Below are 15,585 nucleotides of genomic sequence, written 5' to 3'. Positions count from 1 at the left end.
GTTACAGGCGCAGCGCGATAACCGTCGGATCTCAGGCTCGCCGTCTCGCACAAACCGAGGTGCTGCGGTGCGCACTCCCAAGCCCTTGCCCGGCACGAAGAAGTCGCGCGCATTCACCCGAGCCGATCTGGATCAAGTAATCGTGCAGGTGGCGCAGCAATCCAAGACGCCCTCAACACCTGGCCAACGGTCTGCTCGCACTCGCTGAACAGTCTGAAACGCCCCGGTCGGATCAAGACAATCTTCAAGACTACGTGGATTCAAACCGTTGAAAACAGAGCCAATCACACATCAAAAACACGACATCTGTATTTAGCCGGTGGTACGACATTTCAATTTTGCTTTGACATTGTTTGTAGGTCCCAAGTGAGAAACACCGCAGCCATACCGCGTGTCAGCCGCCACGAGCCGCCGGTATCACCCGCACGGCCCGTAGCCCAAACGATCATCAACTCCTTTTCAAACCCTGCCACGCTTCACCGTCCGGAAAGCGATGCCTGTCGAGCGACGGCGCATTCATCTCGATGCTGTAGCCCGGTTTCTGCGGCGGCATGTATCGCCCATTGCGGATCACGACCGGATCGACAAAATGCTCGTGCAGATGATCGACGTATTCGAGCACGCGATTCTCCAGCGACGCCGACACGCAAACATAGTCGAAAATCGAAATGTGCTGCACGTACTCACACAACCCGACGCCGCCCGCATGCGGACACACCGGCACGCCGAACTTCGCCGCCATCAGCAGCACGACGATCACCTCGTTCAGCCCGCCAAGACGGCAACTGTCGATCTGACAGAAGTCGATCGCCTCGGCCTGCAATAGCTGCTTGAACATCACGCGGTTCTGGCAGTGCTCGCCCGTCGCGACGCCGATCAGCGGACTCAGGCGCTGGCGGATGGCCGCGTGCCCGAGCACATCGTCGGGACTCGTCGGCTCTTCGATCCACCATGGATTGAACTCCGCGAGACGTCGCATGTTGGTCACGGCTTCGTCGACGTCCCATACCTGATTGGCGTCCATCATCAGCTTCGATTTTTCGCCGATCTCTTCACGCAAGATGCGCGCGCGCCGCACGTCTTCCTCGATGTTTCCGCCGACCTTCTGCTTGAAATGCGTCCATCCTTGCGCGACGCCTTCACGCGCGAGCCGGCGGATCTTGTCGTCGTCGTAGCCAAGCCAGCCCGCCGACGTCGTATAGCCCGGATAACCTTGTTCGAGCATTTCCTTCACACGTTCGCCGCGCGTCTTTTCATGACGCTTCAGAATCGCGATAGCCTCATACGGCGTGATGGCGTCGGTCACGTAACGGAAGTCGAGGCAACGCACGAGCTCTTCCGGCGTCATGTCGACGAGCAGCTTCCACACCGGCTTTCCCTCCGACTTCGCCCACAGGTCCCATGCCGCGTTGACGACCGCGGCCGTCGCGAGATGGATCGCGCCCTTGTCCGGGCCGATCCACCGCAACTGGCTATCCGACGTGAATTCACGCCAGAACGCACCCATGTTCGCGGTGATGTCCGCGAGCTTCTTCCCTACGATTTGCGGCGCCAGCGCATTCACGGCCGCCACGCAGATCTCGTTGCCACGGCCGATCGTGAACGTCAGGCCGTGGCCCGTGTGCCCTACCGGTGAATCGGTTTCGAGCGTGACGTAGGTAGCGGAATAGTCCGGCGCCGCGTTCATCGCATCCGAGCCATCGAGCGAACGCGATGTGGGAAAGCGAATGTCCCTCACGGACAGCCTGGTGATCGTTGTCATATGAACGCCCTCCGAAAGCGTCGTCGACCAAGTCGAGTCTGCGATTTAACCGATGAAAAAGTCGCTACGTCCCAATCTTCGAACTAGGCATATGCACGCGTTGACAACGCCGTCGATGCTTTCTAGCATGCTAGCATCCATCTCGAAAATCAAGCGCCGGTGAACACGTCTCTCGATACAGCGACGACCGTCAGCACTCCCTATGATGCACTGCACAAGATCGGCAGCGGCGAACGCGGCAGCCTGACCGATGCAGTCGAGGCAGCGTTGCGGGAAGCTATCGTCACGCTGGCGCTGGAGCCTGGGATGATGATCGACAAACTGGCCGTCTGCGAGCGCATGGGCGTCTCGCGATTTCCGGTTTCCGCCGCGCTGGCCCGGCTCGAGCACGCAGGTCTTGTCGAAGTGTTGCCGCAGCGCGGCACGCGCGTGAAGCCCATCGCGCTCGAAGACATTCATCAGCATCTGTTCATTCGCAGCGCGCTCGAAGTCGAGACGGTGCGCGGCGTCGCCCGCATTCGCGAGGCCGCGACGCTCGACGCGCTCGCGCTCAATCTCGAACAGCAACGGATGATGCTGAAGACCGATCAGCGTCTCGCCTTCCATACGCTCGATCTCGCCTTCCACGAAATCCTGCTCGACGCGATCAACCTGCCGCGCGTGAAGGAGATCGTCGCCGTGTCGCGCAGCGCGCTCGATCGCGCGAGACAGCTTCTCGCGAGTCCGGAGCGCCTCGTCCATACGCTCGATGAACACGAACGCATCTTCGACGCCATTCGCAGCGGCGACGCCGACACTGCCGCGAAGGCGATGCACGATCATCTCGATCAGGTCGTCGCGGAATTGCGCCGATCGGCGCAGGAACGGCCCGACCAGTTCGCGCCATAGCCGTTCAACGCACGTATGACAGATCCAACGAAACCGAGCATTCATGCCACATCCATGACACCCCTCATCTCCGTCAACCAGTTGAGCAAGCGCTTTCCGGGCGTGCGCGCGCTGCATGAAGTGCGCTTCGACGTCATGCCGGGCGAGGTCCATGCGTTGATGGGCGAAAACGGCGCGGGCAAGTCCACGCTCATGAAGATTCTCGCGGGCGTGTACACGCGCGATTCCGGCGACATGTTCGTCGACGGCAAGCCGGTCGACTTCACGAGTCCACGCGAGGCGCAGGCATCGGGCATCGGCATCATTCATCAGGAACTGCAACTGATGAATCATCTGACGATCGCGCAGAACATCTTCATCGGCCGCGAGCCTCGCAAGCTCATGGGCTTGTTGCTCGACGAAGACAAGCTCAACGACGACGCCCGCGCGATTCTCGCACGCATGCATGTGAATCTCGATCCGCGCACCGTCGTCGGCACGCTCACGGTCGCGAGCCAGCAGATGGTCGAGATCGCCAAGGCGCTGTCCTTCGAATCGCGGGTGCTCATCATGGACGAGCCGACTTCCGCGCTCAACGATGCGGAAATCGCCGAGCTGTTTCGCATCATCCGGCAATTGAAGGAGCGCGGTGTCGGCATCGTCTATATCTCGCACAAGATGGACGAGTTGAAGCAGATTTCCGATCGCGTGACCGTGATGCGCGACGGCGAATATGTCGCGACCGTGAACACGCATGAGACGAGCGTCGAGACGATCATCGGCATGATGGTCGGCAGAACGCTCACCGACCTCACGTCGTTTCTCGGCGGCGCGCATCAGGGCGAAGTGGCGCTCGAGGTGCGTCATCTGAACGCCGGGCCGCTGGTACGGGACGTCAGTTTCAAGTTGCATCGCGGTGAAATCCTCGGCTTCGCCGGCCTGATGGGCGCGGGTCGCACCGAAGTCGCGCGCGCGGTGTTCGGCGCGGACCCGGTGGAATCGGGAGAGATTTTCGTCAAAGGCGCGAAGGCCGCGATCAGAAAGCCGAGCGATGCGGTGAAGCGCGGCATCGGCTACCTGTCGGAAGACCGCAAGCGCTTCGGTCTCGCAACGGGCATGGACGTCGAATCGAACATCGTGATGTCGAACCTCGGCAAGTTTCTCGCGGGCCGCATGTTCCTGCGCCGCGCGAAGATTCGCAAGACGGCCGCGCATTTCATCAAGCTGCTCGCGATCCGCACGCCCTCGCCTACTCAGCCCGCGCGCCTGCTTTCGGGCGGCAATCAGCAGAAGATCGTCATCGCAAAGTGGCTCGAGCGCGATTGCGACGTGCTGTTCTTCGATGAGCCGACGCGCGGCATCGATGTCGGCGCGAAGAGCGAGATCTACAAGCTGTTGCGCGCGCTGGCGCAGGAAGGAAAGGCCATCGTGATGATTTCGTCGGAGCTTCCGGAAGTGCTGCGCATGAGCGATCGCATCGTCGTGATGTGCGAGGGGCGCATCACCGGAGAGCTGTCATCGGGCGAAGCGACGCAAGAGCGCATCATGCAGCTCGCGACGCGGCGCGAATCTTTGCAAGCGGCATAAGCCGGACTTTCGAACACACGAGGTCAACTCATGACACAACCCACGGATACCGCGCCGCTCACCAACGAACGACGCATTGGCGGCCTGCGCGCGCGCGTGTTTTCGCCTACTGCATTGCAGAAGCTGCTGGCGTTCGCGAGCCTCATCTTGCTGCTGGCGTTCTTCAGCTTCGCGTCGCCCGCGTTCATGCAGATGGACAACATCCTCGGCATCCTGCAGGCGACGGCGGTCAACGGCGTGCTCGCGATCGCGGCCACGTTCGTCATCATCACGGGCGGCATCGACTTGTCCGTCGGCACGTTGATGACCTTCACCGCAGTGATATGCGGCGTGTTCCTCACCTACTGGCATTTGCCGATGTGGATCGGCGTGATCGCCGCGATTGTCACCGGCGCGATATGCGGAACCATCTCGGGCACGCTGACCGCGAAGATGAAGATCCCGCCCTTCATCGCGACGCTCGGCATGATGATGCTGCTGAAGGGCTTGTCGCTCGTCGTCGCGTCCGACAAGCCGATCTACTTCACCGACACCGAAAACTTCTACATGATCTCGCAGGACTCGCTGATCGGTTATTTCCTGCCGAGCGTGCCGATTCCGAACGCGGTGCTGATCCTGTTCTTTCTCGCGATCGCGAGCGCCATCACGCTCAATCGCACCGCGCTCGGGCGCTATACGTTCGCGCTCGGCAGCAACGAGGAAGCGGTGCGTCTTTCGGGCGTGAACGTGGACCGATGGAAGATCGCCATCTACGGTCTGGGCGGCGCGATTTGCGGCATCGCCGGACTGCTTATCGCCTCGCGGCTGAATTCGGCGCAGCCCGCGCTCGGACAAGGCTACGAACTCGATGCGATCGCGGCGGTCGTCATCGGCGGCACGTCGCTATCGGGCGGCTCGGGAACGATACTCGGCACGATCATCGGCGCGTTCATCATGAGCGTGCTGACCAACGGCTTGCGCATCATGTCGGTCGCTCAGGAATGGCAGATCGTCGTGACCGGCCTCATCATCATTCTCGCGGTCTATGCGGACATTCTGCGGCGCAAGAAAGGCGGAGCGTGACAGGGAGCATCAAAGCTCGCACGGCGAGCACAAATCGATAACCTGACCTTTGGAGGAGATCCATCATGCTGAAAAGAAGAATCATCGGCGCACTGATCGGAGCGGGCGCGCTCGTCGGCGCAACGAGCGCCGCGTATGCGGACGAGCCGTATATTCCGCTGATATCGAAAGGCTTCCAGCATCAGTTCTGGCAAGCCGTGAAATCGGGCGCGGAACAGGCCGCGAAAGAGCAGAAAGCGCGCATCACGTTCGAAGGCCCCGAAACCGAAGCGATGGTCGACAAGCAAATCGACATGCTCTCCGCAGCGCTCGCGAAGAAGCCGCAGGCGATCGGCATCGCCGCGCTCGACAGCAAGGCCGCCGTCCCGCTGCTCAAGCGGGCGCAGAACCAGAAGATTCCGGTGATCGCATTCGACTCGGGCGTGGATAGCGACATTCCGCTCACCACCTGCGCCACCGACAATCTCGCCGCCGCCGCGCTCGCCGCCGACAAGATGGCCGAAGCCATCGGCAATGCGGGCGAAGTGGGCGTCATCGTTCACGATCAGACGAGCCGCACCGGCATCGACCGGCGCGACGGCTTCCTCAATCAGATGAAGTCCAAGCATCCGAACATCAAGATCGTATCGGTGCAGTATGGCGGCGGCGATCATCTGAAGTCGGCGGAGATCGCGAAGGCGATGATTCAGGCCAATCCGAACATCAAGGGCATCTTCGGCGCCAATGAAGGTTCGGCCGCGGGCGCGGCTATCGGCATCAAGGAATCGGGCAAGAAGCTCGTGCTGATTGGCTACGACTCGGGCAAGGAGCAGAAGGAAGACATCATGTCGGGCCTCATGGCGGGTGCGATCACGCAGAATCCGGTCGGCATCGGCAGGTGCGTCGTCGATTCGGCGATGAAGGCGCTCAAGGGCGAAAAGCTGCCGAAGAAGGTCGATACCGGCTTCTACTGGTACGACAAGTCCAACATGAACGATCCGAAGATCGCCGCCGTGCTGTACGACTGATCGGCAAAGGACGGGGTCGCGCCCGTCCTCTTCTCTTCATGCGATCACGTCCAGGGAACGTGCACGCGATCGAGATTCCTGTCGAGCTGATACGCCGCGCTGATGAGCGCGAGATGCGTCAGCGCCTGCGGAAAATTGCCGAGCGCCTCGCCGCTCGTCGCCACTTCCTCCGAGAAGAGCCCGAGATGATTCGCGTAGGCGAGCATCTTCTCGAACACGAGCCGGCCTTCGTCGACACGTCCGGCGCGCGCGAGCGCCTCCGCATACCAGAACGAGCACGCGGAGAAGCCGCCCTCGGTGCCGGGCAAGCCATCGAGCGTCGAGCCGCGCGTATAGCGGAAGATCAGCGGATCGACGCGCAACTCGCGGCCGATTGCATCGAGCGTGCCGATCCAGCGCGGATCTTTCGGGCCGATGAAGCGCACGAGCGGCATCATCAATGCAGAGGCGTCGAGCGTGTCGGAGCCGGGCGTCTGCACGAAACTCTCGATGTCGTCGTTCCAGAACTGTTCGTGAATGTCGCGATGGATTTCATCGCGCGTTTCGAACCAGCGCGCAAGCGCCGCGGGCAACGAGCGCTTTTCTGCAAGCCGCAGCGCGCGATCCACCGTCACCCAGCACATCAGACGCGAATGCAGCAATGCGCGCGTGCCGTTGCGAAACTCCCAGATGCCGTTGTCCGGCTCGCGCCAGTGTTCGACGACGTAATCGACTGTGCGCGTCACGTGACGCCAGCCATCGTAGGAGATGGCCGCGCCGTACTTGTTGTAGAGATAGACGGAATCGAGCAGCGCGCCGTAGACATCGAGCTGAACCTGCTCGCGCGCTCCGTTGCCGATCACGATCCGTCCCGGCACTTCGCCGACGAGACTCTTCAGCTCGCTTTCTTCGGGCGCGTCGGCGCCATCGACGGAATACATCACACGCAACTGGCCGTGCGCGCTGCAATCGCGGCTGCGCTCGGCGATCCACTTCATGAAGCGTTCCGCCTCGCCGGTGTAGCCGAGGCGCAGCAGCGCGTAGACGGAGAACGCGGCGTCGCGTATCCACGTGAAGCGATAATCCCAGCGGCGCGAACCGTCCTGCGCCTCGGGCAAGCCGAAGGTCGGCGCGGCGACGATCGCGCCGAATTCTTCCGAACTCAACATCTTCAAGGTCAACGCCGAGCGCAGCACGACTTCGCGATAGCGCCCGCGATACGTCGAACGCGACGACCATTCCTTCCAGTAATCGATGGTCTCGGTGAGGATCGAGTCGTGATTCGCGTCGATGTCGGCGAGCCCTTCGGCCTCGCCGAGCACGAAGCAGGCGCAAGCGCCTTCTTCCAAATTCAGCGTCGCGCATGCGCTCTGGCCGTCGATCGTAAGCGGCACATTCGAGCGCAGCCGCAACGACGGCGCACCGTCGTCGCGCATGAATTCGACGCCCTTCTCCACCGCATGGGCCGTGTGCTTCGCGCGCGCGTAATCGAAGCGCGGATCGCAGCGCACGTCGAGCGTCATGCGTCCGAAGACGAGCCGCACGATGCGCAGCACGCAGTTCGGCAACGCATCGGCGCGCGTCCCGTTCGATGCGACCGGCATCAGATCGAGCAGCTCGCACACGCCGTCGCCGGTCATGAAACGCGTGAGGAGCACGTTCGTTTCGGGCAGATACATCTGCTTGACGTTCGCGTTGGGCGCGCGCGGCGTGATGGCGAAAGCGCCGCCGCGATCGCCATCGAGCAGGGCGGCGAAGACCGTGGGCGAGTCGATGCGCGGGAAACACATGAAGTCGATCGCGCCGCAAAGCGACACGAGCGCCGCCGTCTTCATGTTGCCGATCATGCCGCGCCCGTCGACGGGCAGCGCGGCCGGTGGAATCTGCTCAGGATGGTGTCCCATCGCGAAGTGCTCCCGACGAGCGTGGAATGACATCGTCGGAAATCGAGCAAGTCATATTCCTGTCGAACGCGACCGCTACGATGCGTGCGACAAACGCTAGACAGTGCGAATCAGCGCGCGGCGGTCCGGTCGCCCGGTGCGGTCTCCGGATGCTTCGGCGCGTCGCCGAAAGCGGCCGCGCTCGCGGCGCCGTCTTGCGCGGCGAGCACGGAAGGCGTCGGCACGGGGGCATCCGCATGACGCGAACGGCCGAAGCTCGCGATATAGACCACAGCCGCCACGGCGACGCCCACCAGAACGGCCGCCACAGCCACGCCCGACGACTTTCGTCTCATTACTCCTCCCTTTCGGATACGATGACCCCGGCTCGCGGCCCGGTCCCGCGTCGATGGTAGCAGCGCGAGGCGTGTCATCTGCGTGGGCCGCCGCGCACTGCCGCAAAAAAATCCCAAACAATCCGAGGACATTCCATGCACGCCGCTACGGCATTCAATCTGGTGCTCGTCTCCTTGATCGCCATCATCGCGCTCGAAGTGCTCGCCAAGCGCGTGCGCCTGCCACCCGCGGCCGCACTGCTCGTCGGCGGCGTCGCGATGGCGTTCGTGCCGGGCCTGCCGCAATTCGAGCTCGACCCGGAGCTCGTGCTCGTCGTGTTCCTGCCACCGCTCCTGATGTACGGCGCGTACTTCTTCGTGTGGGACGACTTCAAGCGGAACCTGAGCGGCATTCTGCTGCTCGCGATCGGCGCGGTCGCGTTCACGACGCTCGTCGTCGGCGTCGCGGTACATCTCGTCGTGCCGCAACTTCCCTGGGCCGCGTGCTTCGCGCTCGGCGCGGTCGTCTCGCCGCCCGACGCGGTCGCCGCCAAGGCCGTGCTGGAGCGCGTCGCGCTGCCGCGTCGGCTGATGGTGCTGCTCGAAGGCGAAAGCCTGCTCAACGACGCCGCCGGCCTCGTGCTCTTCCGCTTCGCGCTCGTGGCCGCGATGAGCGGCGTGTTCAGCGCGCCACGCGCCGTCGCGAGCTTCGCGGGGCTGGCGATCGGCGGCATCGTCGTCGGGATCGTCGCGGGCTTCATCGCGGTGAAGCTCATGCGCGCGCTCGAGGACGATTACCTCGTCATCACCACGTCGATGCTGACGTCGTGGGTCAGCTATATCGCGGGCGAGGAGCTCGGCGTATCGAGCGTCATCGCGACGGTCACGTGCGGCATGGTCGTCGGCTGGCATCAGCACGAAGTGTTCACGGCGGCGCAGCGCATGCGCGGCACGGCGTTCTGGCAGGTTGTCGTGTTCGTGCTGGAAGCGCTCGTGTTCGTGCTGATCGGACTGTCGCTGCGCGGCATCGCGGTGCGGCTCGGCGGCGTCGGCGATGCATTCTCTCTCCTCGGACCCGCGACGGCGGCGGTGATCGCGGTCGTGATCCTCTCGCGCTTTGTCTGGGTGTTCGGCGTCGAGGCGATGAAGTGGCTCGCGTGGACTGTCACCGGACGCAAGCGCGCGGACGCCGCAGGCGTTCCCGACTGGCGCGCGGCCACGGTCGTCAGTTGGGCCGGCATGCGCGGCGTGGTGACGCTTGCCGTCGCACTTTCGTTGCCCGAGACGATGCCCGGCCGCGATCTGATTGTGTTTGCCGGCTTCGCGGTGATTCTCGTCACCGTGCTCCTGCAGGGCGCGACAATCGGCCCGCTCATCGCGCTGTTGTCGCTCACGCGCGGTCACGAGCGCTCGACACGCCATCTCAGCGAGCCGCAGGCGTGGGCGCGCATGGAGACCGCGCAACTGGCGGCGATCCAGCCACTGGTGCACGACGCCGATGGCAATGTGATCCATCCGCGACTGCTCGAGCAATACACGTATCGCGCGGGACTCACGAAGCGCTTCGAGGACATGGAGGAGTTCCCGACGGATGCCCGCCACGCGCACTACGACGTCGTGCTCGCCGCGATTGCCGCCGGGCGCACGGAGTTGCTGCGGATGCATCGCGCGGGGGAAATCCACGACGAGCTTCTGCATTCGCTGGAGCACGACCTCGATCTTCAGGAGATCATCGCGCTTCATGCGCGCGGTTGAGCAGGATCGCGCGCCCATGTTTCGTCGCACTGCATCCACGCATAGGCCGTGACGGTCGCGCGCGCGTTGTTCCTCAGGCGGATGAGCCACTCGCCCGCGGTCGCGCGGCGCACGCCGCTGCGCGTGGCGGTCGGCGCGAGCGCGACGAGGATCATGTGCCCTTCGCCGCGCGCGCCGCGCCCGAGATGCACGACGGTGCACACGGGATCGCCGCCGCGCGTAAACGTGCCGACGTTGCCGAGCCCGATCCATGCACTCGCGACGTCGTCGGGCGGCACGATCTGCACGTCGACGCTAGGCGTTCCATCACGGGTCGACAGCCAGATTTCCGCGAGACTCGGCGATTCGGAATGCGCGCGCACGCGCCAGCGCCACTCCGATTCCGCGCGCTCCGCGAGCGTCGATGCACCGCGACAGCGCGACAAGTCGACATTGCCGGACGGAAGCACGACCGAGCATGCGCCGCTGTCCATCAGTTCGTCGAGCGCGCATTCGATGAGCGAGCTGCCGTCCTGCTGCCACGCGACATTGCCGATATTCAGACTGACGAGCGCATGACACGCCGCACTGCCGATGTCCTGCGCGCGCTGCACGACATAGCGGACGGCGTCGAGTACTTCCGCATCGGGGCAAGGGCCGAACGCGTCGCGCATCGTGCGATAGCGTCGTTTGAGTTGCACGCCGATCATCGGCAAGGGCGCGTCGCAATCGGCTGTCGATTGCGTGCGCGACGGATCGTACATGCATGCGCCCGCCGCTTCCGCATGAAGGCGCGCGTCGCCCAGAAGCGCGTCCATCTGATGTTTGAGCAGCTCGCTTCCGTAACCGAGCCCGGCTGCGGAGTCGGCGGGATCGTTCTGATTCCAGAAGCATTGAAAGCGCGTGCGCGTTCCGTTTGCATCCTCGGAGAATCGCGGATGCGTGAACGCGATATCTTCATCGCACACGCCGACGATCGCATTGCCCAGCCCTTCGCGCATCGGTACATGATCGGCAGGCACGCGTTCCGTACGCGCATCGACGTGCGTTGGAATCGCCAGCGCCTCCGTGAAGCGCTCGAACTTGCCCGCGAGATCGGTGTTCAGATGCGCGAAGAATTCGCGCGTCACGTGAGCCGTGCAGAAGCGCGTCGCTTCGAGCCCCGCGGGCGGATCGCGATAGAGCGCCGACATCCAGATCCAGCGTTGCCAGCCGTTACGCTCGATCGTCTGCGCGAACTGCTGCGCGGTCTCGCCGCCCTGCTTCATCTCGATGGCGATGGGAATTCGGCCGCGCGGCATGCCGCCGAGATCGCGATAGCGCGTCGCGTGCGCCCACACGATGTATGGATCGATCCGCGCGATGGGCTCGAACGCCTCGCTCACCGTGCCGATCTCCCAATGCGGGCTCATCTTCGCTCCTGTCGCCTGCATTCCGCCGACGATTGGTCGCCATGGCCGCGACGCGCGCGAATTTGTCGGTTGATTATTTCGGGACCCGAAAGAATTTAGACGTTCGCTAACGAATAACGTAGTCACTCGGACGACGAGAAGCAAGCGGAATTACGCGCGGGAACGCTCGCCTCGCGCTTGCCCTTCGCGCGCCTTGCAAGCAGGTTCAAACCTTCGACGAATCCCGCGAAGCCCATCGCCGCGTAGATGTAGCCCTTCGGCACGTGCGTGCCGAAACCCTCGGCGATCAGCGTCATCGCGATCACGAGCAGGAACGAGAGCGCGAGCGTCACGACCGTCGGATTGCGTTCGATGAAACGCGAGAGCGGTTGCGCGGCGAACAGCATTGTCGCGACGGCGAAGATGACGGCGATAAACATGATCGGCAGATGCTCGGTCATGCCGACCGCCGTAATGATGCTGTCGACGGAAAACACGAGATCGAGCAGCAGGATCTGGCCGATCGCAGCCCACGCCGTCATGCCGCCGACGCTCGACGCGACGCCGGGCACGACATCGTGCTCGCGTCCGACGTGATGACGCATCTCCGTGGTCGCCTTCCAGACGAGGAACAGGCCGCCCGCGAGCAGGATGATGTCGCGCCACGAGAACGCATGATCGAACATGGAGAACACCGGCGTGGTCAGTTGCGCGATCCACGCGACCGTGCCGAGCAGCGCGAGCCGCATGACGAGCGCGAGCATGATGCCGATGCGCTGCGTGCGCGCGCGTTGCGCCACGGGCAGCTTGTTGCTGAGAATCGAAATGAAGACGAGATTGTCGATGCCGAGCACGACTTCCATCACGATCAGCGTGACGAGCGCGGCCCAGACGGCGGGATCGGCGGCGAGCGAAAGGAGATATTCCATGAGTAACAGGGTTTTTGATTGAACGTATCGCGCCATGATCGGCTGAACTCGTACTCGAAAAAATCAGCGATAATCGAAGCCCTACTTCGGTTTTTTCGATGTATCGAAAAGGACGCACGGCACATGCTCAACTATCGTCATCTGCATTATTTCTGGGTTGTCGTGAAGGAAGGCGGGTTCGCGCGCGCAGCGGAACGGCTCGACATGGCGGTTCAAACCATCAGCGCGCAAGTGCGTGAGCTGGAAAAATCGCTCGGGCATCAACTGCTCAAGCCGGAAGGCCGCGGCGTCACGATGACCGAAGCGGGACAGGTGGCCTTCGCGCGTGCGGAGGAAATCTTTCATATTGGGCAGTCGATTCAGGACGAAGTGCGCGAGGCGGCGAGCGGCGCGCTCGCGCGTCTCGCGGTCGGCCTGTCGGATGGCATTTCGAAGCTTGCTGCGCACGCGCTGCTCGCGCCAGTGCTCGGCAATCCGTCGCTGCGTCTTCTGTGTCACGAAGGCGAGACCGACGAACTGCTCGGCGAACTGGCGCTGCATCGGCTCGATCTCGTGCTCGCGAGCCACCCCGCGCCGCACAATCACAATCTGCGTCTCACGAGCGAGCGGCTGATCGCCTCGCCGGTCGACTGGTACGGGCCGGCTTCGATCGTGCGCAAGAGCGCGATCGATCGTTTCCCTGAAAGTCTCGCGTCGCTGCCCATTCTTTTGCCGACCGGCCATTCGTCGCTGCGGGCAAGGCTCGATCGATGGCTGGAGGCGCAAGGCATCGCGCCGCGCATCGTCGGCGAATTCGAGGACAGTGCGCTGATGGCCGTGTTCGGCGCGCGCGGCCTCGGGGTGTTTCCGCTCGCGGAATTCGGCGCGGGCGATGCGCCGCTGTTGCGCGGACTGCGCTGGCTCGGCCGCTCGCCGGACGTGAAAGAGGAAGTGCACGCGATCGTGTCGCGGCGCGGACGGCATCATCCGTTGACTCAGCAGGTGCTTGCGCGAGCCACGAGCTAACTTCGGTTTTTTCGAAGCTTAGGTTCCGTTCAGTCTGCTTTTTCGGATCGCGACCGGCCTTTACGCTGAATCCATGTTCAACGAGGAGGCGTCAATGAAAGTCCTGTTCAAGTCCCGCGACCCCGAAGCCATTGCGATGCACGAGCTTGCGAAAGCGCGCAGCGAATTCGTCTTTCGCCGTCTCGCGTGGCTGATCTCGAAGGCGACCGTCAGCTTGTCGGACATCAACGGGCCGCGCGGCGGCGTCGACAAGCGCTGTCAGGTGGAAGTGCAGTTGAATCGGGAAAACAAGGTCGTCGCGACGTCGATTGCGCGCGACTGGCGCGGAGCCATCGATCTGGCGCTGGGGCGCGCCGTGCGCTCGCTGGTGCGCCGGCGTGAGCACGTCAAGCCGACGCGCCGCGTGCGTGCGCGCAGCCTCGCCTGGCATTTCGCGGAGGAGCCGGCGCTGCAGGAAGCAGTCGATCCCCGCGTGCGCCTGATGAGAAAGATGGCCGGCGCGTAAGCCGCGATCACGCGGGTTTGCGGATCAGGAGCGGCGTGCGCGGCGCCGCATGTTCGATGGCTTCGAAGCCGCCTTCCGGCACCGAATCCATCGACATGAACAGCGCCCGCATCTCGGTGCTCAGGCCGTGAAAGTGACAGAGGAACGTGTTCCGGTCCGCGTAATACCAGGGCGTGTTCAGTTCGCGAAAGCTCACGAGTTCGGGCGAATCCATCTCGGGACACAGACCGTGCGCGATCAGTTGCTCCATGAACACATACTGGTCGCCCTGACTCGAAAACGTGTACTGGATGTCCTCGATCTCGCGCACCTTCGCCAGCACGGCGTCGAGCACGTTCGTATTCGCCTCGGTGTTGCGAAAGCCCATTACGCCCGAATTGAAACGCCAGCCGCAGATGTCCGCGGTCAGCACGCGTTCGCGCCCTTCGGTGAACTTCTCCAGTTTCACGCTCCGGTTCATCGCGATGATGTCCGCGTCCATCCAGAAAACCCATTCGTGCTGCGGCAGGTACTTGCTGAGAAGAAAAGGCTTGGCCCAGTTGCCGCACGCATCGCGGCCGAAATCGGCCGGCACTTCGCGATGCACGTAAAGCGTATAACCGTGCTGCTCGCAGTACGCACGCAGACTCCCTTCGCCGAAGCGCGCATAGCTCGCGATGTTCGGCGTATAGAGCATCACGACCGCGATCGGACGTCCCGGCTGATACACCGAAAGCGGCTCGTTCGAATCGCTCGACATCGGCGCTGCATCGTCGAAAAAGCGAAGATCGCCTGACGCGTGACACGCGCTCACATGCCGCGCTAACACCGCGCGCCACAGCGGCCCGTACTTGCTGTAAAGGCGCGGCGTGTAGACGATCGACACCGCGACGACTTCGCGGCCACGAATATCCGGATGCTGGCTCGCCCACATCGACGCGATCGGCACCACGCCGTTCAGGTCGTCCCAGTCGGGCACGGTCGGCAGGGCTTCGAGCAGTTCCTCTTCCGTGACGAACTTGCCGTATTCGAAGTATTTGCGGCATTGCGCGGCGAAGCCACGAATCATGCGCCGGTTCTCTTCATTGTTTCGCAGCACGAACATCTCGGTGTTGATGCCGAAATGCCCTTTCGTGACCAGGACGTCGCGGTCCGCCATGATCGGCTCGAAGTCGTGAAAGCGGAGGAACAACGCGTTTTCCGTGGCGAAAATGACGAGTTCGCCCTCTTCGGCCTCCCGCAGTACGTCGTTCAGCAACTGGTATTTATAGAGCGTGCGCAATTCGAGCGAATCGACGCAGCCGGATATCGGCTCGAAACGATGCTTCGCGTTCGCGCGCCGGCAATATTCGATGTGATTGTCGAGCGATGATGTCGCGTTGCGATCGGAGAAACAGCTAACCAGAGTCACCATGGCGGTTCAACAGTCGGAAGACGGAAAGCGAGCAGATACGGGCGACCCGCCCGGATGGAACATCCGAGCTTATCCGGCCCGTCTCGTGGATTTGTAAATTATTGCGTCAAATCAGCGGATTGCCCCTAGGAATAGGCCGATTCTCA

13 protein-coding genes are annotated in these 15,585 nt (G+C 63.0%); 7 read left to right on the top strand and 6 right to left on the bottom strand.

Translation table 11 applies throughout. The annotated features are described in order from the left end of the window. Positions 1-448: 448 nt before the first annotated feature. Complete coding sequence (locus tag NCT05_RS19470; protein ID WP_250502977.1) at positions 449-1,762, bottom strand: L-fuconate dehydratase; 1,314 nt, start codon at positions 1,760-1,762, stop codon at positions 449-451. Between the two features lie 159 nt (positions 1,763-1,921). Here NCT05_RS19470 and NCT05_RS19465 point away from each other — a divergent pair, with 159 nt between their 5' ends. The 4 genes from NCT05_RS19465 to NCT05_RS19450 all read left to right on the top strand — a co-directional run bounded on the left by NCT05_RS19465 (position 1,922) and on the right by NCT05_RS19450 (position 6,285). Continuing rightward, on the top strand, positions 1,922-2,650 hold the full coding sequence (locus tag NCT05_RS19465; RefSeq protein WP_175979340.1) for a GntR family transcriptional regulator: 729 nt from the start codon (positions 1,922-1,924) through the stop codon (positions 2,648-2,650). A 54-nt stretch (positions 2,651-2,704) separates the two neighbouring features. After that, on the top strand, positions 2,705-4,216 hold the full coding sequence (locus tag NCT05_RS19460; protein ID WP_175979339.1) for a sugar ABC transporter ATP-binding protein: 1,512 nt from the start codon (positions 2,705-2,707) through the stop codon (positions 4,214-4,216). 30 nt (positions 4,217-4,246) lie between these two features. After that, entirely contained in the window at positions 4,247-5,278 is a 1,032-nt protein-coding gene (locus NCT05_RS19455) for an ABC transporter permease (RefSeq protein ID WP_008353353.1), read from the top strand. A 65-nt stretch (positions 5,279-5,343) separates the two neighbouring features. After that, positions 5,344-6,285 (top strand): ABC transporter substrate-binding protein, encoded by a 942-nt coding sequence (locus tag NCT05_RS19450; RefSeq protein WP_008353355.1) that lies wholly within the window; start codon positions 5,344-5,346, stop codon positions 6,283-6,285. Between the two features lie 44 nt (positions 6,286-6,329). Here NCT05_RS19450 and NCT05_RS19445 read toward each other — a convergent pair whose 3' ends face one another. Both NCT05_RS19445 and NCT05_RS19440 read right to left on the bottom strand, forming a co-directional pair. After that, entirely contained in the window at positions 6,330-8,168 is a 1,839-nt protein-coding gene (locus NCT05_RS19445) for a glycoside hydrolase family 15 protein (protein WP_008353356.1), read from the bottom strand. A 110-nt stretch (positions 8,169-8,278) separates the two neighbouring features. Then, positions 8,279-8,503, bottom strand: a complete 225-nt coding sequence (locus NCT05_RS19440; RefSeq protein ID WP_008353357.1) for a hypothetical protein — start codon at positions 8,501-8,503, stop codon at positions 8,279-8,281. Between the two features lie 135 nt (positions 8,504-8,638). Between NCT05_RS19440 and NCT05_RS19435 the strand changes: the two genes are divergently transcribed. Then, positions 8,639-10,237, top strand: a complete 1,599-nt coding sequence (locus NCT05_RS19435; RefSeq protein ID WP_250502976.1) for a Na+/H+ antiporter — start codon at positions 8,639-8,641, stop codon at positions 10,235-10,237. On the opposite strand, the gene NCT05_RS19430 is transcribed toward NCT05_RS19435, so the two are convergent. After that, positions 10,222-11,628, bottom strand: coding sequence for a S8/S53 family peptidase (locus tag NCT05_RS19430; RefSeq protein WP_250502975.1), 1,407 nt, complete (start codon positions 11,626-11,628; stop codon positions 10,222-10,224). The genes NCT05_RS19435 and NCT05_RS19430 overlap by 16 nt on opposite strands. 122 nt (positions 11,629-11,750) lie before the next feature. Then, on the bottom strand, positions 11,751-12,536 hold the full coding sequence (locus tag NCT05_RS19425) for a TerC family protein (RefSeq protein WP_008353360.1): 786 nt from the start codon (positions 12,534-12,536) through the stop codon (positions 11,751-11,753). Positions 12,537-12,659: 123 nt separating this feature from the next. Between NCT05_RS19425 and NCT05_RS19420 the strand changes: the two genes are divergently transcribed. Together NCT05_RS19420 and NCT05_RS19415 are read left to right on the top strand one after the other, a co-directional pair. Continuing rightward, the gene (locus NCT05_RS19420; RefSeq protein WP_008353361.1) at positions 12,660-13,541 is read left to right on the top strand and encodes a LysR family transcriptional regulator; all 882 of its coding nucleotides are present in this window, start codon (positions 12,660-12,662) and stop codon (positions 13,539-13,541) included. A 94-nt stretch (positions 13,542-13,635) separates the two neighbouring features. Beyond that, on the top strand, positions 13,636-14,046 hold the full coding sequence (locus tag NCT05_RS19415; RefSeq protein ID WP_250502974.1) for an HPF/RaiA family ribosome-associated protein: 411 nt from the start codon (positions 13,636-13,638) through the stop codon (positions 14,044-14,046). Between the two features lie 7 nt (positions 14,047-14,053). On the opposite strand, the gene NCT05_RS19410 is transcribed toward NCT05_RS19415, so the two are convergent. Beyond that, a complete protein-coding gene (locus NCT05_RS19410; RefSeq protein WP_250502973.1) occupies positions 14,054-15,439 on the bottom strand; it encodes a glycosyltransferase family protein in 1,386 nt (461 codons plus the stop codon). Positions 15,440-15,585: the final 146 nt, after the last annotated feature.

It is taken from the genome of Caballeronia sp. AZ7_KS35, assembly GCF_023631045.1.
GTDB classification, from domain to species: Bacteria; Pseudomonadota; Gammaproteobacteria; order Burkholderiales; family Burkholderiaceae; genus Caballeronia; species Caballeronia zhejiangensis.
The sequence above is the reverse complement of the archived record's forward strand: the minus strand, read 5'-3'. Positions and strand labels throughout refer to the sequence as shown.